Source organism: Nocardia sp. NPDC051321, assembly GCF_044455225.1.
In the GTDB taxonomy this organism is placed as follows: domain Bacteria; phylum Actinomycetota; class Actinomycetes; order Mycobacteriales; family Mycobacteriaceae; genus Nocardia.
On sequence record NZ_JBITEM010000004.1, the window covers coordinates 279,303 to 304,270 of the forward strand.

A 24,968-nucleotide genomic window follows, 5' to 3' on the forward strand; every position below is an offset into this window, starting at 1 on the left:
AATTACTGGCCCGGCGCACGGGCTGCCGGGTAGGCCAGAAACGGCGACCGGGCCGACAATAGCTCGGTGCGGGTACTGGTGACGGGAGCGAACGGATATCTGGGCGGTGCCGTGGTCGAGGCATTGCGTGTTGGCGGGCATGACGTGGTGGGACTGGTGCGTCCCGGGCGGACGCGCGTGCCGTACGGGGTGCCGGTGTTGGTCGGCGATCTGCTCGACACCGAGTCACTGACCGCGGCTCTTCAGGAGGTCGACGCGGTGTGCCATCTGGCCGGGCTCACCCGCGTTCGCGAATCGTTCGCCGATCCGCTGCGCTATTTCGAGGTCAATGCAGGCGGCACGGTCTCGCTGTTGCGCGCGATGGCCGAGGCGAAGGTGCGCGGGCTGGTTTTCGCGTCCACCGCGTCGATCTATGGCACGCCGGAGCGGCAACCGATGTCGGAGGACCTGCCGGACCGTCCGCCGCATCCGTACGCGGCGAGCAAGCAGGCCGCTGAATTGGTGATCGCCGCACAGGCGGCGACCGGTCGGCTGTCCGCAATCGTCCTACGGCTGTTCAATATTGCGGGTGGCGCCGATCCGGATCCGACCAGGATTGTGCCGCGCGTTCTTTCGGTGGCGGCGGGTGACAGTCCTTGTCTGGCGATCAACGGTGACGGCACCGCGGTTCGCGACTATGTGCATATCGATGACGCCGCAACAGCTTTCGCCGCAGCTCTCACGCACCTGCCCGTCCCTGGTTCGTGCCTGCGATACAACATCGGCAGCGGGAATGGCACCAGTGTCAACGAACTGGTGGCGGCGGCCGCACGGCTGACCGGCCGGACCATCTCCGTCGAGCATCTTCCCGCGGCCCCTGAGCCGCCACGGCTGGTCAGCGACACCAGCCGGGCGCGCACTGAATTACATTGGGAGACAAAAGTATCCGATATCGATACGATTCTCCGCGATGGGTGGACGCAGGCCGAGGCGCCGAGCTGCCCGCAGTGATCAAGACCTGCGGTCGCGGGCCCGGTTGAGCCAGTCGAGGCCGTCGCGCAGGGTCGGCGAGCGATCGCTTCGCGGCTGCTCCCGGTAGGCGCGGTTGTCGTATCGTGCCTCGGCCGACGCGGAATGGTTTTGATCGGACCAGTCGCGTGGCGGGCTCGGGTCGAAGTCGCGGTCCCGCGGTTGCGCGGACCCCGGGTGCCCGAGGTTGTTGAGGAAACGGTCGAGGTACGAATTATCCTCTTGGCGTTGACCATAAGTATTCGACCGAGCCGCCGCCTTCTTGTCCGGCGCGAACGGAACCCCGGTGGACAGCGCGCGCAGCCCGAGCGTGAGCATCTCGCCGAGCATGCCGATACCGATCGACAACGTGATCGGCTTGGCATCGTGATGCATCCCCATGGTGGCGCCGAGCACGCTGACCCCGAAACCCGTCGCCACCGAAGCCCCCCAGACGACAAGGGTTTTCACGGTGTATCGCTGCCAGAGATGCCCATCGCGTTCGAACAGCACGGTGGTGGTGCCACGCACCGCACCGAACGCGATGCCGACCACCCCGCCGATCACCAACCAGACGATGTCGATCCCGCTGAGGTCCTCGACCTTGGTCACGCTGTATACACCGATTCCCACCAGGATCAACGGCGTCACGAACGTATCCCGCGCGTCCACCGGTTCCCCCATGAACCGTTTCACGATCAAAACGATCGCCCCGGCGATGATGACCAACATCAATCCGACACTCATAGCGCCTCCCAGCGAGAAGTCCTGCCGGAAAACTAACGCCGTGCCGCGGCTCGCTGAGTCCGCCGAACTGATGACCAGGGGGAGGATTCGCAGGTCCGACCGCCGGGCTCAGTGGCCCTGTTGACCACCGAGCTGCCGGGCGATGACGCCCTGGAGGCGTTGCAGGCCGGTCGGGGTGATGCCGCTCTGGATCTGGCCCTCGATGGTGCGCACCAGCATGGCGTCGCTGAGCACCTTCTCGCTGGATTGGATCAGCACGGTGCCCGCGCCGGTGAAGTCGAATTGGCGTTCCTCGCCGGAGTTTACGCCGAAACGAGCTGCGCCCGCGGCCAGGAAACCGGAGATCCAGCGCTGGTCGTAGTGATGGCTGGGGGAGGGGCAGTCGGCCCAGCCGACCAGGGCCTCCGGGTCCACCCGCAGCGGCGGCTCGGCGAACATGACCGGGCCGTTGGAGGAGGCGAGGAACTTGCCGGTGCCGATCAGGGTCAGAAAGCCGGGCACGATGGACTGGTTCAGCGACAGGCCCGGCTCGAACGCGAGCAGGTTGGCGGCGCGGATGGTGAGGTTGCCGTTGTCTTCGAGGTCATAGGAATTGATGTCGTAGCCGCGGTCGCCGATGATCAGTTTCCCGTGCCCCTCGGCCACCACGTAGTCGCCGGTGAACAGCGGCGCCGAGAATTGCTGCGCCACCATGTGCAACAGCCCGCCCTGCAGGCCGTGGGTGAGCATCTGGAATCGCATGTCGCCGTAGTAGGCGATCATCGCGCCTTTGCGCATGAACCAGGGCTTGTTCAGATCGATGCAGTAGGCGTAGCTGTTTCCCGGAAGATTGTCGCTCTCACCGAGATTCATCGGATTCAGGATTTCCGGCATGTTCACAACTTCTCTTCCGAGGCCTGCACGTACACGACACCTTGTCCGACACAATGCAATTGCATGGCTTCGCCGGAGCCACGTCCTACCGCGTCGCGCCAGCTGAGTGCCGTTTTCAGTTCGGTCTGCACATTTCCGTATGCGGCGACGAACGCCTGTGGGTCCACCACGATCGGATCAGGCCCGCCAACGGGCAGTTCCAGGAACCCGCCGTGAGCGAGCAGCACCGCGGCCCCTTGCCCGGACAGTTGCGTGGTGAACATGCCCTGACCGGTCAGCGCACCTGTCGCGGCTCCGCGCAATGCACCCATCAACCCGCCGCCGCTTCCGCCACCCGAACTCATCACCGAGACAATGGAACTCTGCAATCCGGCGGTATTGGCCAGCAGCCGGGAAGCCTCGACCCGCAGCGTCGCACCCGGTTGCAGCTGGACCACATGGACTTCCAGCCCCGCGAACCCGTAGTGCACCTCGCCGGTGCCCTGCGCGAGCATGGTGCGCTCGTGCTCACCCGCCATCATCCGACCGGCCACCCGCATCAGCCCGCCGCCGCCACCCATGCCCTGGCCGCCCGGAATCTGGTGCGGCGCAAAGGAAACATCGCCGGTATAGAACAGCATCGCGCCGGTGCGGGCGGCCACCCCGCCCGCCATTCCGACATTGACCTTGACTACTTTGCCGTTGACTTTCTCGAACATCCGCTCGCCCTTACCGTTCCGCAGGCTGGATCAAGACCACGCCGTGGCCGTCCCAGCGCAGCGAGAACGCCTCGCCTGCGTCCTGGCCGACCAGTGTGCGCCACGAGACGTCGGTGACGAAGGACTGATTGAGGTTGCCGCGCGCCGCGACGAACGCGTCCGGGTCGACCACCAGTGGGTACTGCGGCGACACCTCGAGGTGGATCAGCGGTCCGCCCGCCGAGAGCAGCGCGACCTGCCCCTGTCCGGTTACCGTCGTGGTGAACAAGCCCGCCCCGGTCGACGCCCCGCGCAGCCCGGCGAACCGGACGTCGGTGCGCAGATTTCCGGCGAACGCGAGCAGTTGCTGGGATTCCACCTGCAACGTCTCGTTGTCGAGGTTGACCACGGTGACGTGCTGGCCGTTCACCGCGAAGAACACCCGGCCGTTGCCGGAGCATTCCATCAGGGCGAGTTTCTCGCCCGTCGCGCGGCGCTTGAGCCCGGCGAGCACGCCATCGCCGCCGCCGAAACCGGCGGCCTTGAACTGCACGTTGCCTTCGTAAGCGACCATCGAGCCGGAAATCGAGCGGAGACTGGTCCCGGCGAGATGCGCCTCGATCACCTTCTTGGATTGTTCGAACAGTTGCGCCATGCGGGTGTGCTGCCTGCTGTCTCGATGGGAACATGGAAAACCGCCACATTCCAACTGCGTGTCGTCACATTAACTGATGGCCCCCAAGAACTGCCGGGGTTCATCGACTCGTTTACCGGAACCGGCACCCGGGCGTTTCTCGTAGAGTGGCATTCGAAAGCACCGACAAGCGAAGGGTCTAACTTGTCCGCAACACTCGCCAAGGGCCAAAACGGTCCGCTGGCCACGAACGACGTGGTGGTCTCCATCCAGCTCACGGCGCCCGCGGATCTGTCCGCACTATTGGTCACCGAACAGGGCAAGGTCCGTACCGACGCGGACTTCGTCTTCTTCAATCAGCCGAGCGGACCCGGGGTCAACTTGCAGCCCGCGCCCGCCGGGCAGCCCGCCTCGCTTGCGGTGTCGCTGAACGCGGTGCCCGCCGATATCGCGCAGATCCGCGCGGTGATCACCCTCGACGACGCGAGCAGCAACTTCGGCCGGTTCCCCGCGCCGACCGCGATCGTGTCGGACGCGACCGGTAACCGGTTGTTCGAGTACCAGATCGAGGGTTTGAGCACCGAGTCGATCGTGATCGCGCTCGAGCTGTACCGCCGCCAGGGCAGCTGGAAGGTGCGCGCCGTCGGGCAGGGGTACGCGGGTGGTTTCGCCGCGCTGGTCACCGACCACGGCGTGACGGTCGACGACTCGCCGGCCCAGCCGACGCAGCAGGCGCCGCCCGTCCAGCAGTCCGCGCCACCGCCGCCCGCCTACCCGGCCCAGCAGCCCCCGGCCTACCCGACGCAGCCCGCGCCGAACTACCCGCCGCCCGCGTACCAGAATCCGCAGGGTGCGCCGACCGGTGGCTACCCGCCGCCCGGACCCGGTTACCCCCCGCCCGGCCCCGGCTACCCGCCCCCGCCCGGCCCCGGTGGTTACCCGCCGCCCGCGCAAGGTGGTTATCCGCCGCCCGCGCAGAGCGGTTATCCGCCGCCGGGGCAGCCGGTGCCGCAGCAGCCGCCCGCCGAGGTGAGCCTGAGTAAGGACCGCCCGGTCAGCCTGACCAAGGGCCAGCGGGTCACCCTGCGCAAGGAGGGTGGCGCCGCGCTGACCTTCGTCAAGATGGGTCTCGGCTGGGATCCGGTGAAGAACCGTGGCATGTTCGGCAACCGCACCGTCGACGTGGATCTCGACGCGTCGGTGGTGATGTTCGCCGACTCCAACCCGGTGGATGTCGCCTACTACGGCCAGCTGACCTCCAAGGACGGCTCGATCCGGCACCAGGGTGACAACCTCACCGGTGAGGGCGAGGGCGACGACGAGGTGATCCTGGTCGATCTCACCCGCATTCCGGCGCACGTGAGCACGCTGGTGTTCATCGTGACCTCCTACAAGGGTCACACCTTCGAGCAGATCCAGAATGCGTTCTGCCGCTTGGTCGATGGCACCAACAACGCCGAATTGGCCAGGTACACACTGGCCGGCGGCATGCCGTTCACCGCGATGGCGATGGCCAAGGTGTTCCGGGTCGGCAACGACTGGAAGCTGCAGGCGATCGGCGAGGGCTTCGCGGCCAAGCACCCCGGCGAAGCCGTGCCCCACCTCGGCCGGTTTCTGCAGCACGCTTGATCGAGGTGACGCGAACAGCAAGGCAGACAACGTGATTCAACTGAAGCCCGGTCAGAACATGCCGCTGACCGGTGATGTCGTTCGGTTCGGGGCGAAAGCCGAGGCGGCGCTGGATGTTTCGGCGCTGGTCGTGGCGGAGAACCTCAAGGTGTTCAGTCCGGACGATTTCGTCTTCTACAACCAGCCGAGCGCCCAGGGCGTGCGGCTGGACGCGGACCAGGTGACCGTCACGCTGCCCGAGGTGCGCGGCGACGCCAAGTCGGTGCTGCTGGTTGTCAGTGCCGACCCGGCCGTGCCGGGCCGGCCTGGCGGCCTCGGCACCATTACCGCGACGCTGTCCGAAAACGAGCAGCTAGCAGCGGAATTCGTGATCACGCCGTCGTCCGGCGAGGCGGCCCTGATCTGTCTGGAGGTGTACCGCCGCGGCACCGACTGGCGGTTGCGCGCCGTCGGCCAGGGCTACTCCGGCGGTCTCGGGGTGCTGCTGACCGCGCACGGCGTCGAGGTCGAGGACGATCCCGCGGACCCGTCGGCGCAAACCGGTTCGGCGGCACAGACCGGCGACGTGCCGCAGCCGAGCGCCACCAGGCAGCCAGGCCCCGGCGTGCACACCATGGCCGGGCCGATGGCGAGCGACGCCCGCTCCGCCGGGGCGGCGCCGCTGGAAGTCGGGCACGGCCTGGAACGCCTGTGGATGATCTTCGAGGACGCCGCCCGCTCGGCCGCCGCGCTGGTCTCCGCCCGCGACTACGCGGCCAAGCGCCTAGATCACGAAATGTCGGTCGCCGTCTCGGATCCCGCGACGCGGAACACCCCGGCCGCCGATGCCGCGCGCCGGGCCGCCGAGCAACGCAGCGAGGAGTTGATCGCCACCGCCGAAAGCAACCATCAGCGCGACAGCGCACAGCTGGTGCGCGAGCTCGCCGATGCCGACCTGATGCTGCCGCCTGCGCTGGCGTCCTGGGACTCACCGGCCTGGGACAAGCCGATCCGGCCGAGCGACGGTATCCGGCTCGGCGAGCTGTACGCCCGCGAACGCGGGACGCTGCGGGTGCCGTATTGCGTTCCGGTACCGCTGAATCGGCCGCTGTGGATCGACACCGAGTCCACCCGCGCGGTCGCGCCGGTGGTGGGCGCGCTGCTCGCGCGGCTGCTCACCTCGGCACCAGGTCGGCGCACCCTGGTCGACATCATCGATCTGACCGGGGCGTTCAGCGGCTTCACCGGACTGCTCGCGCCGGTGCTGAACGGACCGCCGGTCACCGACCACGCCGACATCTCGGCGCGGTTGCAGGCCCTGGTGCAGGCCGCCGAGCTGGCCGAATTGGCCTTCACCAGCGGCATGGGCAGTCCGCCCACCGAGCATCGGATCCTGATCGCCGCCGATTTCCCGCACGGCTACCAGAGTTCGGACGCGCAGCGGATCGGTTCGCTGATCATGCGCGGCGACCTGATCGGGCTGTCGACGGTGATCATCGGCAGCGACGAATCCGACTCGGACGACAGCACCGTGGCGATGCTTTCTCAGTCCTGCAGGCACCTGCCGACCATCGACGGTACCCCGCTGTTCGATCCGTGGACCGGCAGCCCGTGGCAGCTGGACCTCGACCTGCTGCCCCAGGAACCGGCGCTGCTAGCGCGTTATCTGCGCACCCACTGATTCGGATCTGCGGCGTTCGCTACCCCCGCGCGGTTACCCGCGCTGCCGCCTCCGGGCCGGACGCTCTCGCCGACCTGCGAGTGCCACTCGCGGGTCGGTGCCACCCGGGGCCGCAGCAGCTCGGGCAGCCAGGGCAGCAACGGATCCGGGGCCCGGTCGACGACGCCGCCGACCGGGTCGTCGACGTAGTCGCGGCGCACCAGATCCTCGCCGGGCCGGTAGATCTGCCGAACGATCAAGGCGCACAACGCGATCACCGCGAGGTCGCGCAGCACCACGGTGCCGGTGAACCACTGCTCGGGCAGGCCCTTCTTGTCGAGGCCGAGGTAGTAGAACATTCGCGGCGCCCAGACCAGCGCGTCGATCGTCATCCAGGCCAACAGGATGCGCCGGTGCGGCAGCGCGAGCACGGCGATCGGCACCAGCCACAGCGAATACTGCGGGCTCCACACCTTGTTCGTCAGCAGGAACGCGGCCACCACCAGGAAGCACAGCTGTGCGAGCCGTGGGCGTTGCGGCGCGGTGAGCGCGATGTAGCCGATCACCGCGCACGCGGCGACGAAGACCAGCAGCGACACCGCGTTCAGGATGACCGGCTGTTGCTCGTGGCTGAGCGTCCCGTCAAAACCGGGCCAGCCGGTGAACGAGGTGATCACGTTGTAGATCGAGTCCGGGTCGGCGTGCCGGGAGGTGTTGAGCCGGAAGAATTCCCGCCACCCGTTCGGATACAGCGCGGCGATGGGCAGGTTCACCACCAGCCAGGTGCCAAGCGCGGCCCCGACCGTCACGGCGGCGGCGCCCAGCGGCCTGGTGCTGAGTAAGTGGATGCGATACGGGGTTTCGCGGAGCCAGTCCCGCGCCGTCGCCAAGCCGTCGATATCGCGCAGGCGCAGCCCGAGCCGGGTGCTCGGCAGCCGCTGCATCGGATCGGCGCGCAGGCACAGCACCACGATCGGGCCGAGCAGCAGCAGCGGATACAGCTTGGCGGCGCCGCCGAGGCCGAGCAGCAGGCCCGCGAGCACCGGGCGTTTGCGCGCCCAGGCGAGCAGGCCGGTCGCGGCCAAAGCCGTTGCCAGCGCGTCGAAATTGGTGAAGATGTGCACGATCACCAGCGGCGAGCAGGCGACCAGCGCCGCGTCCCACACCCGGCGCCCGGCCAGCTGCGCCGTCGCCCACACGGTGACCAGCCAGGCCAGCGCGAGGCCGAACGCGACGACGTTGAAGTAGATCACCACCTGCAGCGCGCCGGGCAGCGGCGAAGCATCCCAGGCTTTGGCGATCCGCATCGAAAGGTATTGGTACAGACCGGATAACACCGGATACTCCATGTACCTGGTTTCCCGGCCACCGTCCGATGTCTGTTCGGTCCAGTCCTTCTTGTACGGGAAGGCGCCCTCGTTCAACCGTTCCGCGCCGTACAGCGGCACCGTGTCCGAGTAGCACATCGCCACGTATTGGCGGCCGTTGTTCCAGTCGAGCGAGAGCGACCCGTCCGCGCCGGTCTGCTGAATGCAGCCCGCCTTGCCGAACCAGCCGAACGCGAGGAACACCACCGTGAACGCCAGCAGCACCCGCATCGGCGTCCAGAATCGCACCCGCCCGATCAGCGCATGCTCACCGACCGGCCCCCCGATGACGGTGGACAACTGCGCGGTGAGCGAATCATTGCGACTTGGCCGATCCCGTGCGTCGGCCGACCGCAGATCCGGCGCGAGCGGCCCGGGCGCGACGTAGTGCGCACCCCCGGAAGACGCCCCACCCGTTTGCGGCACGCTCCCGTTCGTTCGCTGGTCCACCAGTTCCTGCTCGGTCACGGCACCCGACGCTACCTTGAGTTCGGCTATGGGTTCGGATCGCGTGGTCCCCACTCGGCTGGGTGGCGACGGTACGCGCAGTGCGGATTACGCTTCCGCAGGCGTTTTACCGCGACCGTGCGACACCGTGCCGGATTCGGCCAGGTGCCGCAGGGTCGGGCTACCTGCTGCGGGTGGTGGGTGGAGCTCCGGTGGTTTCGCCCTGATTGGTGTATCCGTTGGTGCCTGGCCGAGGCGCGCCGCTCGGCGCCTCGGTCGTCGCCATCGGCTGGCCGGGCAGCGGCGTCGGGCCGTCTTCGCGCTGTTGCTGCTGTTGCGGTTGCTGCTGCGCCTGTGGCCGCGGCTGGGCTCCGGGAATCTGGATCGGGCCGAACGGGGTGTCGATCTGCGGCGGCAGCATGATCGGCGGGATCAGCGGCGGCGCCTCGGTGGTCGACGGCGGAGTGAACGGAGCCGAGTACGCGGGCACACCGGCCTGGCCCTTGATCGGGGCGGGCTTCGGGAAGGTCTCGTTCTTCGTGCCCTCCAGCGCACCGTCCATGGTGGATTTCCAGATGTCGGACGGCAGACCGGAGCCGTAGATCATGCCGCCCTGGTAGTTACGCAGCGCCGTGCTGTCGACGGCACCCACCCATACCGCGGTGGACAGCGACGGCGTGTAGCCGACCATCCAGGCGTCCTTGTTCTCGCCGGTATCGAGGAGCTGGGCGGTACCGGTCTTGGTGGCCGACTCGCGGCCGCCCGCCAGGTTGTGGTTTCGCGACCACGCCGCGATGGGCTTCATCGCGTCGGTGGCGTTGTCGGCCACCGCGGCGTCGACCCGCTTCTCGCCCGCCACCTCACCGCGATCGAGCATCACTGTGCCGTCCGCGGCGACCACCTTCTGCACGAAATGCGGTTTGTGATAGATGCCCGAGGCCGCCAAAGTGGCGTAGGCGGAAGCCATGTCGAGCGGACGCGACTGATACTGACCGAGCACGATGCCGTTGTTGGGGCCGCTGCCGTCCGACTCGGTGAGCGACGGGCCGACGCCGGGAATGTTCTCCGGGATGCCGAGCTTGTGCGCCATGTCGGCGATCTTCTTTGGCCCGTTGCCCATGTCGACTTCCATGCGGTAGAAGCTGGTGTTCAGCGACCGCTTGAGTGCCTCGGCGATGGTGCAGGTGCCGCACCCTTCACCCTCGACATTGGTGATCTTGATGCCATTGACGGTGACCGGCGAGCTGTCGTACATCTGCGAAAGCGGAACGCCCTGTTCGAGATTCGCCGCGAGACCGAACACCTTGAACGACGAGCCCGGCTGCAGGCCGGCGTTGGCGTAATCCCAGCCCTGGCCGTCCTCACCGCCGTAGTAGGCACGCACCCCGCCGGTCTTCGGATCCACCGAGACGACCGCGGCACGCAGCTTCTCCGGCTCGCCCTGCATCTTCTTCTGCGCCGCGTCGACGGCCGCCTTCTGCGCCTTCGGGTCGATCGTGGTGGTGATCGACAGGCCCGCCTGGTTCATCTGCTGCTCGCTGATGCCTTCTGCGGACAGCTCTTTGAGCACCTGCGTCTTGATCAAGCCCTCCGGACCGGTGTCCAGGGTCTTGTCCTTGGTGGTCGACACCGGGGCGACGCGCGGGTACTGCATGCCCTGCCGTTCGGCGGCGGGCAGGTTGCCGCCGGCGACCATGCCGTCGAGCACGTAGTTCCAGCGGGTCTTCGCGCCCTCCGGGTTCTTCTCCGGGTCCAGGCCGGACGGCTGCTGGATGGTGGCGGCGAGCACCGCGCCCTCCGCGGCGGTCAGTTCCGTCACCGGCTTTTCGAAGTAGGCCTTGGCGGCGGCGTCGATGCCGTAGGCGCCGCGACCGAAATAGATGGTGTTCAGGTACGCGGCGAGGATGTCTTCCTTGCTCCACTGGCGCGCCATCTTGGCCGAGATGACCAGCTCGTGCAGCTTGCGGGTGAGCGAGCGTTCGTCACCGACCAGTGCGTTCTTCACGTACTGCTGGGTGATCGTGGAACCACCACCGGCGCTTTCCTTGCCGAGGACATTGTCTCGTGCGGCGCGCGCGAAGCCGGAGATCGAGAAGCCGGGGTTGGAGTAGAAGTCCCGGTCTTCGGCGGCGATCACCGCGTTGCGGACGTGCGCCGGGATCTGCTCGATCGTGACGTCGGTCCGGTTGCCTTCCGGCGGAACGACTTTGCTGATCACCGATTCGCCGTCGGAGGCAAGAATGGTCGCGACCTGATTGGTTTTGAGGTCACCGGGCTTGGGTACCGAAACAGTCGTGTACGCGATGAGGAAGACGCCACTGGGTATCAGGATGGCCATGGCCATCATCACGTAGATGACCCGGCGCACGATTCGCCACGGCGATTTCTTCTTCGCGCCGGGCTTGCGCTTGCCCGGGCCGGAACCATCGCCGCCGCTGCCGCCGTTGCGGCGCGGGGGCGGGCCGGATGGCGGTCCACCCGCGGTCTGCCTGCGTTCGCCGGTGCCGTTGCCCGGGTCGCCGACGCGGCGGGCCCGGTCGGCGGTCGGCCGCGGACCGGTGGGCGGGCCACCACGCCTGCCGCGCTCGGCGACGGCGTCGGTCAGCGAATTCCGCTCGATCTTCTGGGTTGCCTGCGCGCCGGGCGGCGGTGCCGGGTTCGGCCTGCCCTGCGGCGGCCGCTGCTGCGGCGGGGGCGGTCCTGGACGACGCTGCGGCTGCGGGCCACGAAGTTCCCCGGGGTAGGGAGCGGGGCGCTGCGGCGGGGGCGGCCCGGGCCGGGCGCCGGGCGGCGGGCCGGGGCGTGGATTCTGATACGGATTGGGACCAGGCTGTGAACTCCGTGGAGGACGGCCGCCGTGCGGTTCATCGCCGTAAGGGGAAGTCTCGTAGGGCGAATTCACTGACAAGATCTCCATAACTCGTAACGTTGCGGATGGCTCGGGGCGGTCAGCTCGACCGCTGCGGACACGTGCTGGCTCCGCGAGTCATCCGACGGGCAGATGACCAGGCACTTCATTCGGCTGCGGTGCGCCGGGTCCCGGTGCGACGCCGCGTTGGCGCCGGCGTGGTACCGAGGACGTAGGACTGCACCAGATGATTCCAGCTGCAGCTGCGGCATACCTCGACGACATGGACCGAGAACTCCTCACGAGTCTCGGCGAGGCGGGTCAGCTCCTCTGGTGTGCGAGCAGACCCTGCCACCGGTCCGAGACCGTCGCCGTAGACCCAAGATACAAGCGTGAGCTGTTCTTTCCGGCAGATCGGGCATGTGACCTCGCTCCCCCGACCGTGGAACTTCGCCGCACGCAGCAGGTAGGGATTCGCATCACATACCGAGGCGACATCGACGCGGCCCGCATACACGTCAGCCAGCAACGACCGACGCCGTAGGGCGTAGTCGACCACTTGCCGCTGGATTCGCACGAGAACCAGAGTAGCGGTGTTGCCGAGGGGCCGCCCTGGCTCAGGGGTATCAGACGCCCGGTAGATCCCTGTTTGTATCGACCAGGCCTGTGCACGGTTATATCGGTCCGATATAGTTGGCAGTCGCATCCATCGGTTAGGTCTGTACATAGTCAGGGAGGTGAAGCCCGGTGCTCGAGCTGGCCATCCTCGGGCTGCTCCTCGAATCGCCCATGCACGGCTACGAGCTGCGTAAGCGGCTCACCGGCCTGCTCGGCGCGTTTCGGGCCTTCTCCTACGGGTCGCTCTATCCCACGCTGCGCCGCATGCAGTCGGATGGGTTGATCGCCGAGGAGATTCCGGCGGGCGTGGTCACCCGACGTGCCCGCCGCGTCTACCAACTGACTCCGGCCGGCCGCGAGCGATTCAGTGAACTGCTCGCCGACACCGGACCGCAGAACTACACCGACGACGGCTTCGGCGTTCATCTCGCCTTCTTCAGCCGCACCCCCGCCACCGCGCGGATGCGGATTCTGGAAGGCAGGCGACGCCAGGTCGAGGAGCGCCGAGAAGGACTCCGGGAGGCGATCAAGAAGGCCAGCGGGTCACTCGATCGCTACACCCGGCAGCTCCACCAGCTCGGACTCGAATCAAGCGAGCGCGAAGTGCGCTGGCTCAACGAGTTGATTGCGGCGGAGCAATCGACGAAGGCGGCACCACAGAAAGAGGGAAATATCGGCCATGAGTGATGACAAAAAGGCTGACAACGCCACAGAAGTACGCGTCGCCATCGTAGGTGTGGGTAACTGCGCTTCCTCGCTGGTCCAGGGTGTGCAGTACTACAAGGACGCGGACGAGACCGCGACCGTGCCCGGACTTATGCACGTCAAATTCGGCAAGTACCACGTCCGGGACGTGAAGTTCGTCGCCGCGTTCGACGTCGACGCCAAGAAGGTCGGTTTCGACCTCGCCGAGGCCATCTTCGCCAGCGAGAACAACACCATCAAGATCTCCGACGTGCCGCCGAGCGACGTTGTCGTGCAACGCGGTCCGACGCTCGACGGTATCGGCAAGTACTACGCCGAGACCATCGACCTGTCCGAGGCCGAGCCGGTCGACGTGGTCAAGGTCCTGAAGGACAACAACGTCGATGTCCTCGTCTCCTACCTGCCGGTGGGTTCGGAGGAGGCCGACAAGTTCTACGCACAGTGCGCCATCGACGCGAACGTCGCCTTCGTCAACGCGCTGCCGGTGTTCATCGCCTCCGACCCGGTGTGGGCCGAGAAGTTCACCAAGGCGGGCGTGCCCATCGTCGGTGACGACATCAAGAGCCAAGTCGGCGCGACCATCACGCACCGCGTGATGGCCAAGCTGTTCGAGGATCGCGGTGTGCAGCTCGACCGCACCATGCAGCTGAACGTCGGCGGCAACATGGACTTCAAGAACATGCTGGAGCGCGAGCGCCTCGAGTCGAAGAAGATCTCCAAGACGCAGGCCGTCACCAGCAACCTGAAGAAGGAAATGGGCGCCAAGGACGTGCACATCGGCCCGTCCGACCACGTCGGCTGGCTCGACGACCGCAAGTGGGCCTACGTCCGGCTCGAGGGCCGCGCCTTCGGCGACGTGCCGCTGAACCTGGAGTACAAGCTCGAGGTGTGGGACTCGCCGAACTCGGCGGGCATCATCATCGACGCGGTCCGCGCGGCGAAGATCGCCAAGGACCGTGGCATCGGCGGCCCGGTCATCCCGGCCTCGGCCTACCTGATGAAGTCCCCGCCCAAGCAGCTGGCCGACGACGTCGCCCGCACTCAGCTCGAAGCGTTCATCATCGGCGCTTGATATTTGGCCGCGTGGCCGCAGCGTGTTCGTGGCCCCCGGTGTCTCGCGTCCGAGCGGACGAGACTCGCGCCTGCGGCGCATGCGCTTCGTCCACTCGGACGCGAGACGGGCCACGAACGCGCTCGTAAGACTCGCGCTGTGCGAGGCCGGTAGTCAACGAAAGTCGCCCGGAGGTGAAAACCTCCGGGCGACTTGCTGTTCGGGGTACTTCTAGTCCAGCGAGACGTAGACCTCGACCGAGGTCGGGCCTGTGTAGCGCTCGATCTCCGCGGTGTGTGAGCGGGTGATGGTTCCGGCGCTCTCCGCCTTGCGGACCTGGGCCCAGGCGGTGCGCAGGAGGTCGTAGGGCTTGTCGGAGACGACGAACTTGGCGTAGCGGCCCTGCGGGACGCGGGTGAGCACGTCGCCCGCGTCCATGTCGTCCATCGACGCCACCTCGTAGCCGAGCACGGCGACGGCGTGGTCGTTCTGGCCGATGTAGGCGGCTACCCGTGGCACGTTCTTCTCCCGCGCCAGATAGCGGTCCCAGGTGAAGTTCACCAGGTCGAGGTCGCGCGCGGTCACCTCGCGTCCGGCGAGCGGGACGGTTAGTCCGGCGACCAGGCTCTCGTCCAACGTGACAATCTCGAAGTCCACAGTGTTGTTCCTACCCGTCGACTTGATCGTCTGCCAGCGCTACGAAAACTTCGGCCGTGCGCGCGTCGGGATAATGCTCCCAATCCCCGGTGTACGCGCGCACGAAGCGGCCGGCCGCCTCGGCGTCCCACACCGAGCGCCAGATGTGCACGATGGTGTCGCCGAGGTTGTCCCCGCTGGCGATGAATCGGGCGAAGCGGCCCGCGGGCACCCGGGCCAGCACGTCACCGGGTAATAAGTCGTCCACGCTGCGGCAGCGGTAGCCGACGATGTGGGTCAGGTAGGAATTGATTTCCGGCGCGTGGTCGACGTACGCGGTCGTCGGCGCCCCGGGCAGCTGGCGGGCCAGGTTACGCTTCCACGCCTCTTCGACTTTCGCGCGGCGCGGTCCCTCGACCGCGAGCGCTGGGCTGCGAAGTACTGTTCCCGCCACCAGCGTCTCGGGTTGGTCAACGACATTGAAATCCACCGGCGTAGCCCCTATGTCTCGTCTGTCTCCAATTGGCGGCGTCGTCGCTCGAGCGCATATCCTTCCGCATCGATCCCGCGGCGTCGGCGTCGGCCTTGTCCGACACACTCGCTGTTCGCTCTCACTCTGGCAAACGATGCTGCCATGTCATCCGTTCCCCTGGGTGCGGGAAGGTCACAGCATCATCGCTATCCCGGCACCGGGATGGTCAGTCCGGGAAAAATTTCCACTTCCTTAGGTGTTGGCGGCGCGGGCGGGATGATGACCACCGGCTGCCGCGGCGGGCCTGGCGGCGGATTCAGGATGTCGTAGTTACCGCCCGACGGCTTGCTCGCCGACGGTGGTGCGATGGCTGCCGCCGCCCCCGCCGCGGCGGGGAACTGTTCGACCGGGGTGCCGTCGAGTGCGCCGTCCATCACCTGTTTCCAGATGTCGGCGGGCAGGCCGGACCCGTATATGTCGGTGCCGCGGGCGGTGTGTATCGGCTGCGACTGTTCGGTGCCGATCCAGACCGCCGTGGACAGCGAGGGCGTGAAGCCGATCATCCAGGCGTCCTTGTTCAGCTTGGACTCGCCGAGCTGGGTGGTGCCGGTCTTCGCCGCCGACGGCCGGCCACCGGACAGGGCGTGCCCGTTGGAGTATGCGGCGATCGGCGTCATCGCCTGGGTGGTGTTCTCGGCGATGGCGCGCGGGATGCGCTGCTGGCCGTCCGGCAGCTGCTTGCCGGTCCGCTGCTCGGGCGCGCCGCGGTCGAGCAGCACCCGCCCGTCACCGGTCACCACGCGTTGCACGAAGTACGGCTGGTGATAAACGCCGGACGCGCCGATCGTCCCGTACGCGGAGGCCATGTCGATGGGGCGAACGAGATACTGCCCGAGCACGATTCCGTTCAGCGGCCGCCCGCCGTCCTCGGTCAGCGTCTTGCCCGCGACGCCGGGGATCTGCTCCGGGATGCCCGCCGCGTGTGCCGCGTCGGCGATCGCCTTCGGCCCGTCGAACATCGACATGGTCAGCCGGTAGAAGCTGGTGTTGAGCGAGCGCTTCAGTGCTTCGGCCATGCTGCATCGGCCGCACGTCTCGCCCTCAACATTGGTGATCTTGGTGCCGCGGTCGGTGACCGGCGAACTGTCCAGCATGCGGTTCAACGGAATGCTCTGCTGCTGCGCGGCGACCACCGCGAAGGGCTTGAACGCCGACCCGGTCTGCAGCGGCGCCTGGGCGTAGTCGTAGCCGATGCCGTCGGTGCCGCCGAAGTAGGCACGCACCGCGCCGGAACGCGGGTCGATCGACACGATCGCGGCGCGCAGTTCGGGCGGTTGCCCGCCGAGCCGGTCACGCACCGCGTCGAGCACGGACTGCTGCGCCTTGGCGTCGATCGTGGTGGTGATCTGCAGGGCGCCGGTGTCCAGCTCGTGTTCGCTGATCCCGGACGAGCGCAGTTCGCGCACCACCTGGGCGCGGATCAGGCCCTCGGGGCCGCGCGCCACAGTGTCGTCGGGGATCTCGTTGAGCGGGATGATCTGCGGGAAAACCGTGGCGTCCCGATTGCCCGGCGAGAGCACGCCCATCTCGACCATGCCGTCGAGCACGTACTTCCAGCGCGCGGTCAGGTCGGGCAGGTGCGTTTCTGGGTCGAGGATCGACGGTGTGCGCACGAGCGCGGCGAGCACCGCACCCTCGGCCAGCGTCAGCTGGTTCACCGGCTTGTTGAAGTAGGCGTTGCTCGCCGCGGCGATGCCGTAGGAGCCGCGGCCGTAGTAGATGGTGTTGAGGTAGGCCGCGAGAATATCGTCCTTGCTCCACTGCCTGGCCATCTTGGCCGAGATCACCAGCTCGCGCATCTTCCTGGTGAGCGTGCGCTCGGAACCGAGGAAGGCGTTCTTCACGTACTGCTGGGTGATGGTGGAACCGCCGCCCGCGTTGTCCCGGCCGAGCAGGTTGTCGCGGGCCGCGCGCAGGAAGCCGGAGGCCGAGTAGCCGGGGTTGGTGTAGAAGTTGCGGTCTTCGGCCGAGAGCATCGCGTCGCGGACCGGCTGTGGCACCTCGGCCAGCGGGATCGGGGTCCGATTGCCGTTGGGCGGCACGACTTTGGCGATCACCGTGCTGCCGTCGGCGGCCAGAACGGTGGCGATCTGATTGGTCTGTACCGAATCCGGATCGGGGATCTCGGCGCTCCAGTAGACCAGCACGAACAGCAGTGCGGGCACCGCGCCGAAGATGATGAACAGGGCGAGCACCAGGCGCCGGAAGCGTTCCCCTCGGGTGCGCGGCGGGCGATTCGGATCGGGCGTTGGACGCGGAGTCTTGGACTCTTTCGCGGAGCGAGTGGGTCGTTTCCGTCGTGCCGGAGTGGTGTCGAGCTCATTGAAGCCTGCGATCGACGCATAGGGCGCGGTCTCCGGTTTGGCTCTCGCATTGCGTCGCCGCTTACCGAACGAACTCACGACTGCGCCTCGCGGCGGCTCGGCACCGGATATCCCTGGTGGCGCTCGTTCACGATCATCTCCTCCCGGAGCGTCGGCCGAAACTCACCTGCACGAACAACGATCGGAAATGGACCTACCCCGCGGGCACGACTTTACTCGCGCCGTGGGTGACCCGCGATGCTATCACCGGGCCGACGCGGCACCGGGTGATTCCGGCGATAGCCGGAAAAACCTGTCCTGAGCGGTGTTTCTAGCTCTTGACGCCGCCCGCGGTGAGGCCGGAGATGATGCGCCGCTGGAACAGCAGCACCATGATGACCAGCGGGATCGACACCATGACACCGGCGGCCATGATCGCGGCGTACGGCTCGACCAGCGGGTTGTTGCCGGAGAAGCGGGCGACCGCGACGGTCACCGGCTCGGTGCCGCCGCTGGAAAGCAGTCGGGCCAAGAGGTATTCGTTGACCGCGGCGATGAAGGCGAGGATCGCGGTGGTGAATACCGCGGGCGCCGCCAGCGGCAGCATCACCAGCCGGAACGCCTGCAGCTTGGTGGCGCCGTCGATCCGCGCTGCCTCTTCGAGTTCCCAGGGGAGCTCGGCGAAGAACGACGCGAGGATGTAGACGGTCATCGGCAGCACGAACGAAATGTTCGGGATGATCATCGCCTGGTACTTGCCGATCCAGCCGATGTTGGTGAACAGCTGGAACAGCGGGGTGACCAGCACGACCACCGGGAACATCGACGCGCTCAGGATCAGCCCGGACACCAGGTACTTGCCCCGGAAGGTGAGTCGCGCCAGGGCGTACGCGGCCAGCACACCGAGCACCAGCGCGACGACCGTGGTGACCGAGCCGATGATCACGCTGTTGGCCAGTGCCTTGCCGAAGTTGTTGCCACGGCTCGTGTCGAAGGCGTTGCGGAAGTTCTCGAAGGTGAGATGGGTCGGCCACGGCGTGCTGTCGAAGGTGTAGTCGGGATCGCGGAACGCGGTGACGGTCATCCAGTAGAACGGCCCGAGGCCCCACACGAGCACGATGGCCACACCGACGTAGAGCCGCACCGACCGAAGCCGTTGCAGCCACGGAACCGATTGCGCGGCAGGCTTTTCAGCAGTCCGAACAGACATCAGTGCGCCTCCCGCTGTTCTTCCTGAGTGCGAACCGCGTTGGCGCCCAGCACCTTCACCAGTACGAAGGCCACCGCGAAGATCATCAGGAAGGTGATCGTCGACAGCGCGGCCGCGCTGTTGGGGCCCTGCCGGACCTGATCGACCACCAGGATCGAGACCACCCGGGTGGCCGGGTTGCTCAGCGTCATGATCGCGGGCAGGTCGTACATGCGCAGCGCGTCCATGGTCCGGAACAGCACCGCGACCAACAGCGCGGGTTTGAGCAGCGGCAGCGTGATCTGGGTGAACCGCTGCCAGGCCGAGGCGCCGTCGACCCTGGCCGCCTCGTACACGTCGGCCGGAATCACCTGCAGGCCGGCGAGCAGCAGCAACGCCATGAACGGCGTCGTCTTCCACACGTCGGCCGCGATCACCGCGAACCGCGCGGGCCACGCGTCGGAGGTCCACAGGATGTGGGTGCCGAGCACCCGGTTCACCACCCCGTCGTACTGGAACATGAACTCCCACAACCGCGCGGTGACCGCGGTCGGGATCGCCCACGGAATCAGCACCGCGGCGCGCAGCAGCGCGCGTCCCTTGAACGTCTTGCCCATCACCATGGCGAAGCCGAGGCCGAGGGTGGCCTCCAGGGTCACCGTGACCACGGTGAAGAACAGTGTGACGCCGATCGCCAGCCAGAACTGCGAACCGAGGTTGCCGGTCGGGCAGCTGACCGTCTCACCGGCCGCCTGGCACTGCTGCAGCAGCCAGTGCGTGTAGTTCGAGAAGCCCGCGCTGCCGCCCTCGACGAACATGCCCGTCGCGGGGTCCAGACCCGAATCCTTCTGGAAGGACATCCACAGCGCCCGGATCACCGGGTAGCCGATGACTACCGCCAGCGCAAGAAGCACCGGCGCGACGAACAGCCACGACTTACCGGAGCGACGCATTTCCACAGCCAGGGTCTCGCCGAGGCCACGCTTGCGTGGCAGGAACTCGTCACTCGGCACAGTGCTGGCCGCTCCCGAAGGATCCGACACCGTTTCTCTCTCCTACGGGTCTCGTCGGGTCCGTTGCGCTCTCCGCCTACGATCCCGCGGTCTCGATGCCCTTCTGCATCCCGATGATCGCGTCGTCGACGGACTTGGACTGCTTGAGCGCAGCATAAGCGTTGTCCTGGATGGCTTTCGACACCGCGGGGTAGAACGGCGTGACCGGACGCGGCACCGCGCTGGCGATGGAATCCTTGAGCGCGGGCAGGTACGGCATCTTCGCGATCAGCGCCGGGTCGTCGTACATCGAGGCACGCACCGAGGGCAGCGCACCCGAGGCGACGATGTGCTGGGCGTCCTCGCTGATCAGGAAGCGCAGGAAGTCAAGCGCGGTGGCCTTGTTCTTGGAGTACGAGCTGATCGCCGCGTTGTAGCCGCCGAGCGTGGACGCGCCGACGCCGTTCTCGCCGGGCAGCGGGGCGACACCGAACTTGTCCTTCACCGCGGAGGCGTCGCCGCCGACGTCACCGTAGGTGGACGGCCACGAACGCAGGAACATGAGCTTGCCCTGCGCGAACGCGTTGCTGCTCTCCGGCTCCTTGAAGGTGATCGCTTCCTGCGGGATGTTGCCGTCCTTGTAGGCGTCGACCAGGACCTTGAGCCCGGCGCGGGCCTGCGGGCTGTTCACCGTCGGAGTCTTGCCGTCGGCGCCGACGAAGCTACCGCCGTAGGCGTTGATCACCTCGGCCGCGTTCACCGTCAGGCCCTCGTACGGCGCGAACTGCCCGGCGTAGCAGCCGATGTTCTGCGCCTTGGCCACCGAGCACTGGGAGATCATCTCGCTCCAGGTCTTCGGCGGGTTGGGCACCAGGTCCTTGCGATAGAACAGCAAGCCGCCGTTGGTGTTTCGGGGCGCCGCGTACAGCGTGTTGTTGTAGGTGGCGCTGGCGACCGGCGGGGAGAGCAGCGCGGAGGTGTCGATGGCGAAGGAATCCTTCAGCGGCTGGATCCAGCCCTTCGCGGCGAACTCGGCGGTCCACGGCACGTCAAGGGCGACGACGTCGTAGCTGGACTGCTTGGACCGCATGTGCTCGACCAGGTCGTCGTACTGCTGCGAGGCGTCGTTCGACTGTTCCTTGAACGTCACCTGCTCGTCCGGGTGCGAGGCGTTCCAGCGCTCGATGAGCTGCTTGACCGCACCGGTCTCGGTGGTGTCCTTGCCCTCGACGTAGGTGATCGGCCCGCGCCCGCTGAGGTTCTGGCTCGCCGGACTCCCGCCGCTGTCGCTGGAGCAGGAGCTGGTGAACGTCGCCGCCAGCAGCGCGACCGAGACGGCCGCGAGCGCGGCCTTCGGTACGAGCGACGTACGTAGGGACGACACCTTTTTCACAGCCATCGCGGACACTCCAAGTCGATCGTGAGCATTAGCACACCCTGCCGGTTGCACAACGCAAGATACATGGTGCGGGAGTGACTCGGGGGATTGTGGCGGGAAGTCCTCGCTACTCTGGCGTGTGATGACATCGCCGAACCCGGTTCCCGAGCGGATGCTGACCCGCATCGGTGGGCTGCTGCGCCAGGCAGAATCCACCGATAACGAGCACGAGGCCGAGGCGTTTCTCGCCGCGGCCCAGCGGCTGGCGACCAGATCGTCCATCGATCTGACGGTGGCCCGCGCGCACATCGCGGGACGTGAGCGCAGGCCGACGCCGATTCAGCGGATCGTCCCGATCGGCGAGCCCGGCAAGCGCGGGCTGCGCACCTACGTCCAATTGTTCGTCGCCATCGCGCACGCCAACGATGTGCGCTGCGATGTCGCTCGCACCTCGACCCAGGTGTACGCCTACGGTTTCGATTCCGATATCGACACCTGCGAGGCGCTGTACGCGAGTCTGCTCGTGCAGATGGTGCGTGCGTCGGATCAATACATCAAGTCCGGGCAGTACCGCTCGGCGACGGTGGAGAAGGTGGTCACCGAAAAGCGCTGGGGGCGCAGGGTGCAACGGCGGGTGCAAGCGCCGGTCGCGGGGGTAACCGCGCGGTTGAACTTTCAGATGGCGTTCGCGGCACGGATCGGGCAGCGGCTGGCCGCGGTGAAGGCGGAGGTCGAGGCCGAGGTGGTGCCCGGCGATAGCGCCGGAACAAGCACCGCGCTGGCGTTGCGCAACAAGGAGATCGAGCTCACCGACTTCTACACAAGTACGTCCGAAGCCCGCGGGACTTGGCGTGGGCCGCAGGCGTCGGCCGGGCATTCGGCGGCGGCGCGGCGAGCGGGGGACCGGGCCGGTAAGGCGGCACGGCTCGGTACCTCGCCGGAACTCGGCGCCGCGCGTGGGCAATTGACGACGCGCAAGCCTCGCGGCTCGAACAATGGGTCAGCGTGAGTGCGTGCGGGGCTGCGGCGTGTCTGCGTTCGGACGCGCGGGGCAGCGCTGACTCCGGTCGCGTACGCGCCGTTCGTGGACGATGCTCGTGAGCGTGCGTCAGCCGGCGAACCGAAGTCACCGTGCGCGTTCGCGCATGACCGCGTCGAGCGCTGGCGGCGTCGTACGTGAGCGTCAGCGAGTGAACAAAAGACGCAGTGCGTCCACTCGCGCGACGCGACTGAGCGCCGGCGGGGTGGCGTCGTGAGTGTGCGAGATACGCAGCGCGCCAAGGTATACGACGCCGAGCAGTTGGTGCGTGGGATGTTCGACCGCGCCGACGAGCACGGCGGTCGCACCGTCGAGCTGTACGGTTCGCACCTCACGCTGCCGATCGAACGGCGCTTCGCCTCCGTCGATTCCGTGCAGAGTTATGCCGACAAGGTGCTCGCGCTCAATTGGGTTCGGGGACAATGGGATCGCGCCGAGACCGCGGTTCGGGTGCGCTCTCGCGCGGGCGCGACGGCCGCGCACTACGAGGCCGGCGACGCGGTCCTCGCGGTACCGCTGCATACGGGCAGTAGGGGATGGGCGTTGCGCGAACTGGTGATCCTGCACGAATTGGCCCATCATCTGGAGCCGAACGTCGGCTCCGTCGCCCCGCACGGCCCCGAATTCTGTACCCGCTACCTGGAATTGGTCGACGGCATCATCGGTCCCGAGGCGGCGTTGGTGCTGCGCGCGACGATGCTGGGTTGCGGTGTGCGGCTCGGGTAGCACCGGTCTGTGCGGTCAATATCGGAGCCGCAGGGGCTATTTCGGCGTGCCGGCCGCGAAAAATGTCCGCTCAGACCGGCGGTGCCTCGGCCAGTAGCAGAACGCGCGCCAGCCGCTCTTCCCACCACGCGGTTCGATCCGGGTCGCGCTGCCGGTACTGCTCGGCGAGAGCGGGATCAGGCTGCGGCGGCGTCCGCGGAACCGGCAGATACCCACCGACCTGGCGTAGCGAATCGACCACCACATCGCCGGTGAGCAGCGACAATGTGCCGAGCCCGCAGGCGAAGTCGAGTTCGGGGATGGCACCGGCGAGGGCGAGTTGCGCGGCCAGGCCGACACTGGTCTCCAGGGCCGAGGAGACAACGCACGGCAGCCCGGCGGCTTCGGCCACCCGGAGCGCGCGGCGGACGCCGCCGAGCGGAGTGCATTTCAGCACCGCGATATCGGCGGCACCCGCGACGGCGACCCGCAGCGGGTCCTCGGCGCGGCGAATGGATTCGTCGGCGGCGATGCGCACGTCGACGCGGCGGCGGACCGCGGCCAGTTCCTCGATGGTCCGGCACGGCTGCTCGACGTACTCCAAACCGCCTGCGGCCTTGTCGATTCGGGTGATGTGCGCGACGGCGGTCTCGACATCCCAGACCGCGTTCGCGTCCACCCGGACGGCGCCGCGCGGACCGAGCGCGTCGCGCACCGCCTCGACCCTGGCGAGGTCCTCGGCGAGCGAATCGGGATGATCGGCGATCTTCACCTTCGCGGTGCCGCAACCCGATTCCGCGACAATCGCGTGCGCGCGTGCCGGATCGACCGCGGGCACCGTGCAGTTGATCGGAATCCGATCGCGCACCGGTTCCGGCCAACCCACCGTTATCTGCTCGAGGGCGGTGGCCAGCCAGCCGGCCGCCTCCCGGTCGTCGTACTCGGTGAACGGACAGAAGTCGCCCCACCCGAGCGGACCCCGGATCAGCATCCCCTCGCGCACGGTGATGCCACGGAAGCGGGTGCGCATCGGGATCGCGTAGACGATGCTCTCAACAACGTGATCGGTCATCGCCAGCCAGCTTATCGGGGTGCTATCGGGTTCGGATCGAGTATCGGCCGCGGTCGCCGGACCAGCCCATTCCTGGCCACCCGCCGCGAATTCTCCCCACGCGGCCTGAGTAGTTTTGCGGTCCCCCGCGCGGCATCCGATCGTGATGCTGAGTGCATGACCTTCCCGACAGCGCAGCAGCAATGGCCGCAGCAGTCGCAATGGTGGGAGCAGCCCCCGCCGCAGCAGTCTCAGGCCCAGGGGTCTCAGCCGCCGCAGCAGTCTCAGCCCCAAGGGGCTCAGCCGCCGCAGCAGTCGCATTGGCAATCGCCGCAGCAGTCTCAACAGTCGCCCCCGTCGACGCAACAGTCGCAGCAGTCGCCCCCGTCGACGCAACAGTCGCAGCAGTCGCCCCCGTCGACGCAACAGTCGCAGCAGTCGCCCCCGTCGCCGCAGCAGTCGCAGCCGTGGCCGCAGCCGCCGCAGCAGTCCCCGCAACCACAGCAGCGGACCTGGGACCTGGTGCTCGCCATCGTCCTGTACAGCGGCGCGGCACTGCTCGGCCTGGTCGCCGCCTACGCCACCTGCTTCTTCGCGTTCGCCGCCGACTCCTGCGGCGCGAACAACTGCAACGACAGCTACCTCGGCGCCGCCTTCATCGTCTCCTGGGGCGGCACCGCGCTCGCCTTGGTCGGCGCTCTGATCATGATCATCGTGGCCGCGATGAAGCGCTGGTACATGTGGTACTGGCCGGTGCTGGCCGCGATCATGATTGTCGGTTCGTTCGCCGCAGGAGTTGCCCTGGCCTCCCAGGTATACCCATCCTCTTGAGTGACCTGCTAGCTTGCGCGAATTGTTCAGCTACGCACCGAATTCGCACGCACCGCTGTCGCGCACGAATTGGGCCGCAGCGTGTGTAAT

The 24,968-nt window shown here is 67.4% G+C and carries 22 protein-coding genes; 8 read left to right on the top strand and 14 right to left on the bottom strand.

Going from position 1 to position 24,968, the window contains the following annotated elements:
• Positions 1-66: 66 nt before the first annotated feature.
• Positions 67-990, top strand: coding sequence for an NAD-dependent epimerase/dehydratase family protein (locus ACIA8C_RS10920; RefSeq protein WP_397133269.1), 924 nt, complete (start codon positions 67-69; stop codon positions 988-990).
• Here the strand turns inward: ACIA8C_RS10920 and ACIA8C_RS10925 are convergent, their stop codons facing one another.
• The 4 genes from ACIA8C_RS10925 to ACIA8C_RS10940 form a co-directional block, all read right to left on the bottom strand.
• Positions 991-1,734 carry a hypothetical protein gene (locus ACIA8C_RS10925; RefSeq protein WP_397133271.1) on the bottom strand — a complete coding sequence of 248 codons (744 nt, stop codon included), beginning with the start codon at positions 1,732-1,734 and terminating at the stop codon, positions 991-993. It abuts the gene before it with no gap.
• Between the two features lie 108 nt (positions 1,735-1,842).
• Positions 1,843-2,607 carry an AIM24 family protein gene (locus ACIA8C_RS10930; RefSeq protein WP_397133806.1) on the bottom strand — a complete coding sequence of 255 codons (765 nt, stop codon included), beginning with the start codon at positions 2,605-2,607 and terminating at the stop codon, positions 1,843-1,845.
• A 2-nt stretch (positions 2,608-2,609) separates the two neighbouring features.
• A complete protein-coding gene (locus ACIA8C_RS10935) occupies positions 2,610-3,305 on the bottom strand; it encodes an AIM24 family protein (RefSeq protein WP_397133273.1) in 696 nt (231 codons plus the stop codon).
• 10 nt (positions 3,306-3,315) lie between these two features.
• Entirely contained in the window at positions 3,316-3,939 is a 624-nt protein-coding gene (locus ACIA8C_RS10940) for an AIM24 family protein (RefSeq protein WP_397133275.1), read from the bottom strand.
• A 183-nt stretch (positions 3,940-4,122) separates the two neighbouring features.
• Between ACIA8C_RS10940 and ACIA8C_RS10945 the strand changes: the two genes are divergently transcribed.
• Both ACIA8C_RS10945 and ACIA8C_RS10950 read left to right on the top strand, forming a co-directional pair.
• The gene (locus ACIA8C_RS10945; protein WP_397133277.1) at positions 4,123-5,547 is read left to right on the top strand and encodes a TerD family protein; all 1,425 of its coding nucleotides are present in this window, start codon (positions 4,123-4,125) and stop codon (positions 5,545-5,547) included.
• Positions 5,548-5,578: 31 nt separating this feature from the next.
• Positions 5,579-7,207 carry a TerD family protein gene (locus ACIA8C_RS10950; RefSeq protein WP_397133279.1) on the top strand — a complete coding sequence of 543 codons (1,629 nt, stop codon included), beginning with the start codon at positions 5,579-5,581 and terminating at the stop codon, positions 7,205-7,207.
• Here ACIA8C_RS10950 and ACIA8C_RS10955 read toward each other — a convergent pair.
• From ACIA8C_RS10955 to ACIA8C_RS10965, 3 genes are all read right to left on the bottom strand, one after another.
• Entirely contained in the window at positions 7,189-8,979 is a 1,791-nt protein-coding gene (locus ACIA8C_RS10955; RefSeq protein WP_397133809.1) for a glycosyltransferase family 87 protein, read from the bottom strand. The genes ACIA8C_RS10950 and ACIA8C_RS10955 overlap by 19 nt on opposite strands.
• A 202-nt stretch (positions 8,980-9,181) precedes the next feature.
• Entirely contained in the window at positions 9,182-11,917 is a 2,736-nt protein-coding gene (locus tag ACIA8C_RS10960) for a transglycosylase domain-containing protein (RefSeq protein WP_397133281.1), read from the bottom strand.
• 97 nt (positions 11,918-12,014) lie between these two features.
• Positions 12,015-12,425 carry a DUF5318 domain-containing protein gene (locus ACIA8C_RS10965; protein WP_191093751.1) on the bottom strand — a complete coding sequence of 137 codons (411 nt, stop codon included), beginning with the start codon at positions 12,423-12,425 and terminating at the stop codon, positions 12,015-12,017.
• Between the two features lie 170 nt (positions 12,426-12,595).
• Between ACIA8C_RS10965 and ACIA8C_RS10970 the strand changes: the two genes are divergently transcribed.
• Positions 12,596-13,153, top strand: a complete 558-nt coding sequence (locus tag ACIA8C_RS10970; RefSeq protein ID WP_107653374.1) for a PadR family transcriptional regulator — start codon at positions 12,596-12,598, stop codon at positions 13,151-13,153.
• Entirely contained in the window at positions 13,146-14,243 is a 1,098-nt protein-coding gene (locus ACIA8C_RS10975) for an inositol-3-phosphate synthase (protein ID WP_397133283.1), read from the top strand. Before ACIA8C_RS10970 ends, ACIA8C_RS10975 begins: the two co-directional genes overlap by 8 nt.
• Positions 14,244-14,453: 210 nt before the next feature.
• Here the strand turns inward: ACIA8C_RS10975 and ACIA8C_RS10980 are convergent, their stop codons facing one another.
• From ACIA8C_RS10980 to ACIA8C_RS11005, 6 genes are all read right to left on the bottom strand, one after another.
• Positions 14,454-14,879: a GyrI-like domain-containing protein gene (locus ACIA8C_RS10980; protein ID WP_397133285.1), complete on the bottom strand. Its 426-nt coding sequence runs from the start codon at positions 14,877-14,879 to the stop codon at positions 14,454-14,456.
• Between the two features lie 10 nt (positions 14,880-14,889).
• A complete protein-coding gene (locus tag ACIA8C_RS10985) occupies positions 14,890-15,348 on the bottom strand; it encodes a GyrI-like domain-containing protein (protein WP_396995079.1) in 459 nt (152 codons plus the stop codon).
• Between the two features lie 188 nt (positions 15,349-15,536).
• A complete protein-coding gene (locus ACIA8C_RS10990; RefSeq protein ID WP_397133287.1) occupies positions 15,537-17,792 on the bottom strand; it encodes a transglycosylase domain-containing protein in 2,256 nt (751 codons plus the stop codon).
• A gap of 232 nt (positions 17,793-18,024) precedes the next feature.
• Positions 18,025-18,903 (bottom strand): carbohydrate ABC transporter permease, encoded by an 879-nt coding sequence (locus ACIA8C_RS10995; protein WP_397133289.1) that lies wholly within the window; start codon positions 18,901-18,903, stop codon positions 18,025-18,027.
• Positions 18,903-19,835: a carbohydrate ABC transporter permease gene (locus tag ACIA8C_RS11000; RefSeq protein WP_397133811.1), complete on the bottom strand. Its 933-nt coding sequence runs from the start codon at positions 19,833-19,835 to the stop codon at positions 18,903-18,905. Before ACIA8C_RS11000 ends, ACIA8C_RS10995 begins: the two co-directional genes overlap by 1 nt.
• A gap of 136 nt (positions 19,836-19,971) precedes the next feature.
• Positions 19,972-21,273, bottom strand: a complete 1,302-nt coding sequence (locus ACIA8C_RS11005; RefSeq protein WP_397133291.1) for an ABC transporter substrate-binding protein — start codon at positions 21,271-21,273, stop codon at positions 19,972-19,974.
• A 121-nt stretch (positions 21,274-21,394) separates the two neighbouring features.
• Here ACIA8C_RS11005 and ACIA8C_RS11010 point away from each other — a divergent pair, with 121 nt between their 5' ends.
• Positions 21,395-22,261, top strand: a complete 867-nt coding sequence (locus tag ACIA8C_RS11010; RefSeq protein WP_397133293.1) for a DUF2786 domain-containing protein — start codon at positions 21,395-21,397, stop codon at positions 22,259-22,261.
• Positions 22,262-22,504: 243 nt separating this feature from the next.
• Positions 22,505-23,017 carry a TIGR04338 family metallohydrolase gene (locus ACIA8C_RS11015; RefSeq protein WP_397133295.1) on the top strand — a complete coding sequence of 171 codons (513 nt, stop codon included), beginning with the start codon at positions 22,505-22,507 and terminating at the stop codon, positions 23,015-23,017.
• Between the two features lie 70 nt (positions 23,018-23,087).
• Here the strand turns inward: ACIA8C_RS11015 and ACIA8C_RS11020 are convergent, their stop codons facing one another.
• On the bottom strand, positions 23,088-24,068 hold the full coding sequence (locus ACIA8C_RS11020) for an o-succinylbenzoate synthase (protein WP_397133297.1): 981 nt from the start codon (positions 24,066-24,068) through the stop codon (positions 23,088-23,090).
• 156 nt (positions 24,069-24,224) lie between these two features.
• Between ACIA8C_RS11020 and ACIA8C_RS11025 the strand changes: the two genes are divergently transcribed.
• Positions 24,225-24,878 carry a hypothetical protein gene (locus ACIA8C_RS11025; protein WP_397133299.1) on the top strand — a complete coding sequence of 218 codons (654 nt, stop codon included), beginning with the start codon at positions 24,225-24,227 and terminating at the stop codon, positions 24,876-24,878.
• Positions 24,879-24,968 lie beyond the last annotated feature (90 nt).

Coding starts and splice junctions, on each gene's coding strand:
- ACIA8C_RS11000 (WP_397133811.1), bottom strand. CDS start 19,835: ATGCGTCGCTCCGGTAAGTCGTGGCTGTTCGTCGCGCCGGTGCTTCTT.
- ACIA8C_RS11010 (WP_397133293.1), top strand. CDS start 21,395: ATGACATCGCCGAACCCGGTTCCCGAGCGGATGCTGACCCGCATCGGT.
- ACIA8C_RS10925 (WP_397133271.1), bottom strand. CDS start 1,734: ATGAGTGTCGGATTGATGTTGGTCATCATCGCCGGGGCGATCGTTTTG.
- ACIA8C_RS10935 (WP_397133273.1), bottom strand. CDS start 3,305: ATGTTCGAGAAAGTCAACGGCAAAGTAGTCAAGGTCAATGTCGGAATG.
- ACIA8C_RS11020 (WP_397133297.1), bottom strand. CDS start 24,068: ATGACCGATCACGTTGTTGAGAGCATCGTCTACGCGATCCCGATGCGC.
- ACIA8C_RS10960 (WP_397133281.1), bottom strand. CDS start 11,917: ATGGAGATCTTGTCAGTGAATTCGCCCTACGAGACTTCCCCTTACGGC.
- ACIA8C_RS10995 (WP_397133289.1), bottom strand. CDS start 18,903: ATGTCTGTTCGGACTGCTGAAAAGCCTGCCGCGCAATCGGTTCCGTGG.
- ACIA8C_RS11025 (WP_397133299.1), top strand. CDS start 24,225: ATGACCTTCCCGACAGCGCAGCAGCAATGGCCGCAGCAGTCGCAATGG.
- ACIA8C_RS11005 (WP_397133291.1), bottom strand. CDS start 21,273: ATGGCTGTGAAAAAGGTGTCGTCCCTACGTACGTCGCTCGTACCGAAG.
- ACIA8C_RS10975 (WP_397133283.1), top strand. CDS start 13,146: ATGAGTGATGACAAAAAGGCTGACAACGCCACAGAAGTACGCGTCGCC.
- ACIA8C_RS10940 (WP_397133275.1), bottom strand. CDS start 3,939: ATGGCGCAACTGTTCGAACAATCCAAGAAGGTGATCGAGGCGCATCTC.
- ACIA8C_RS10930 (WP_397133806.1), bottom strand. CDS start 2,607: ATGCCGGAAATCCTGAATCCGATGAATCTCGGTGAGAGCGACAATCTT.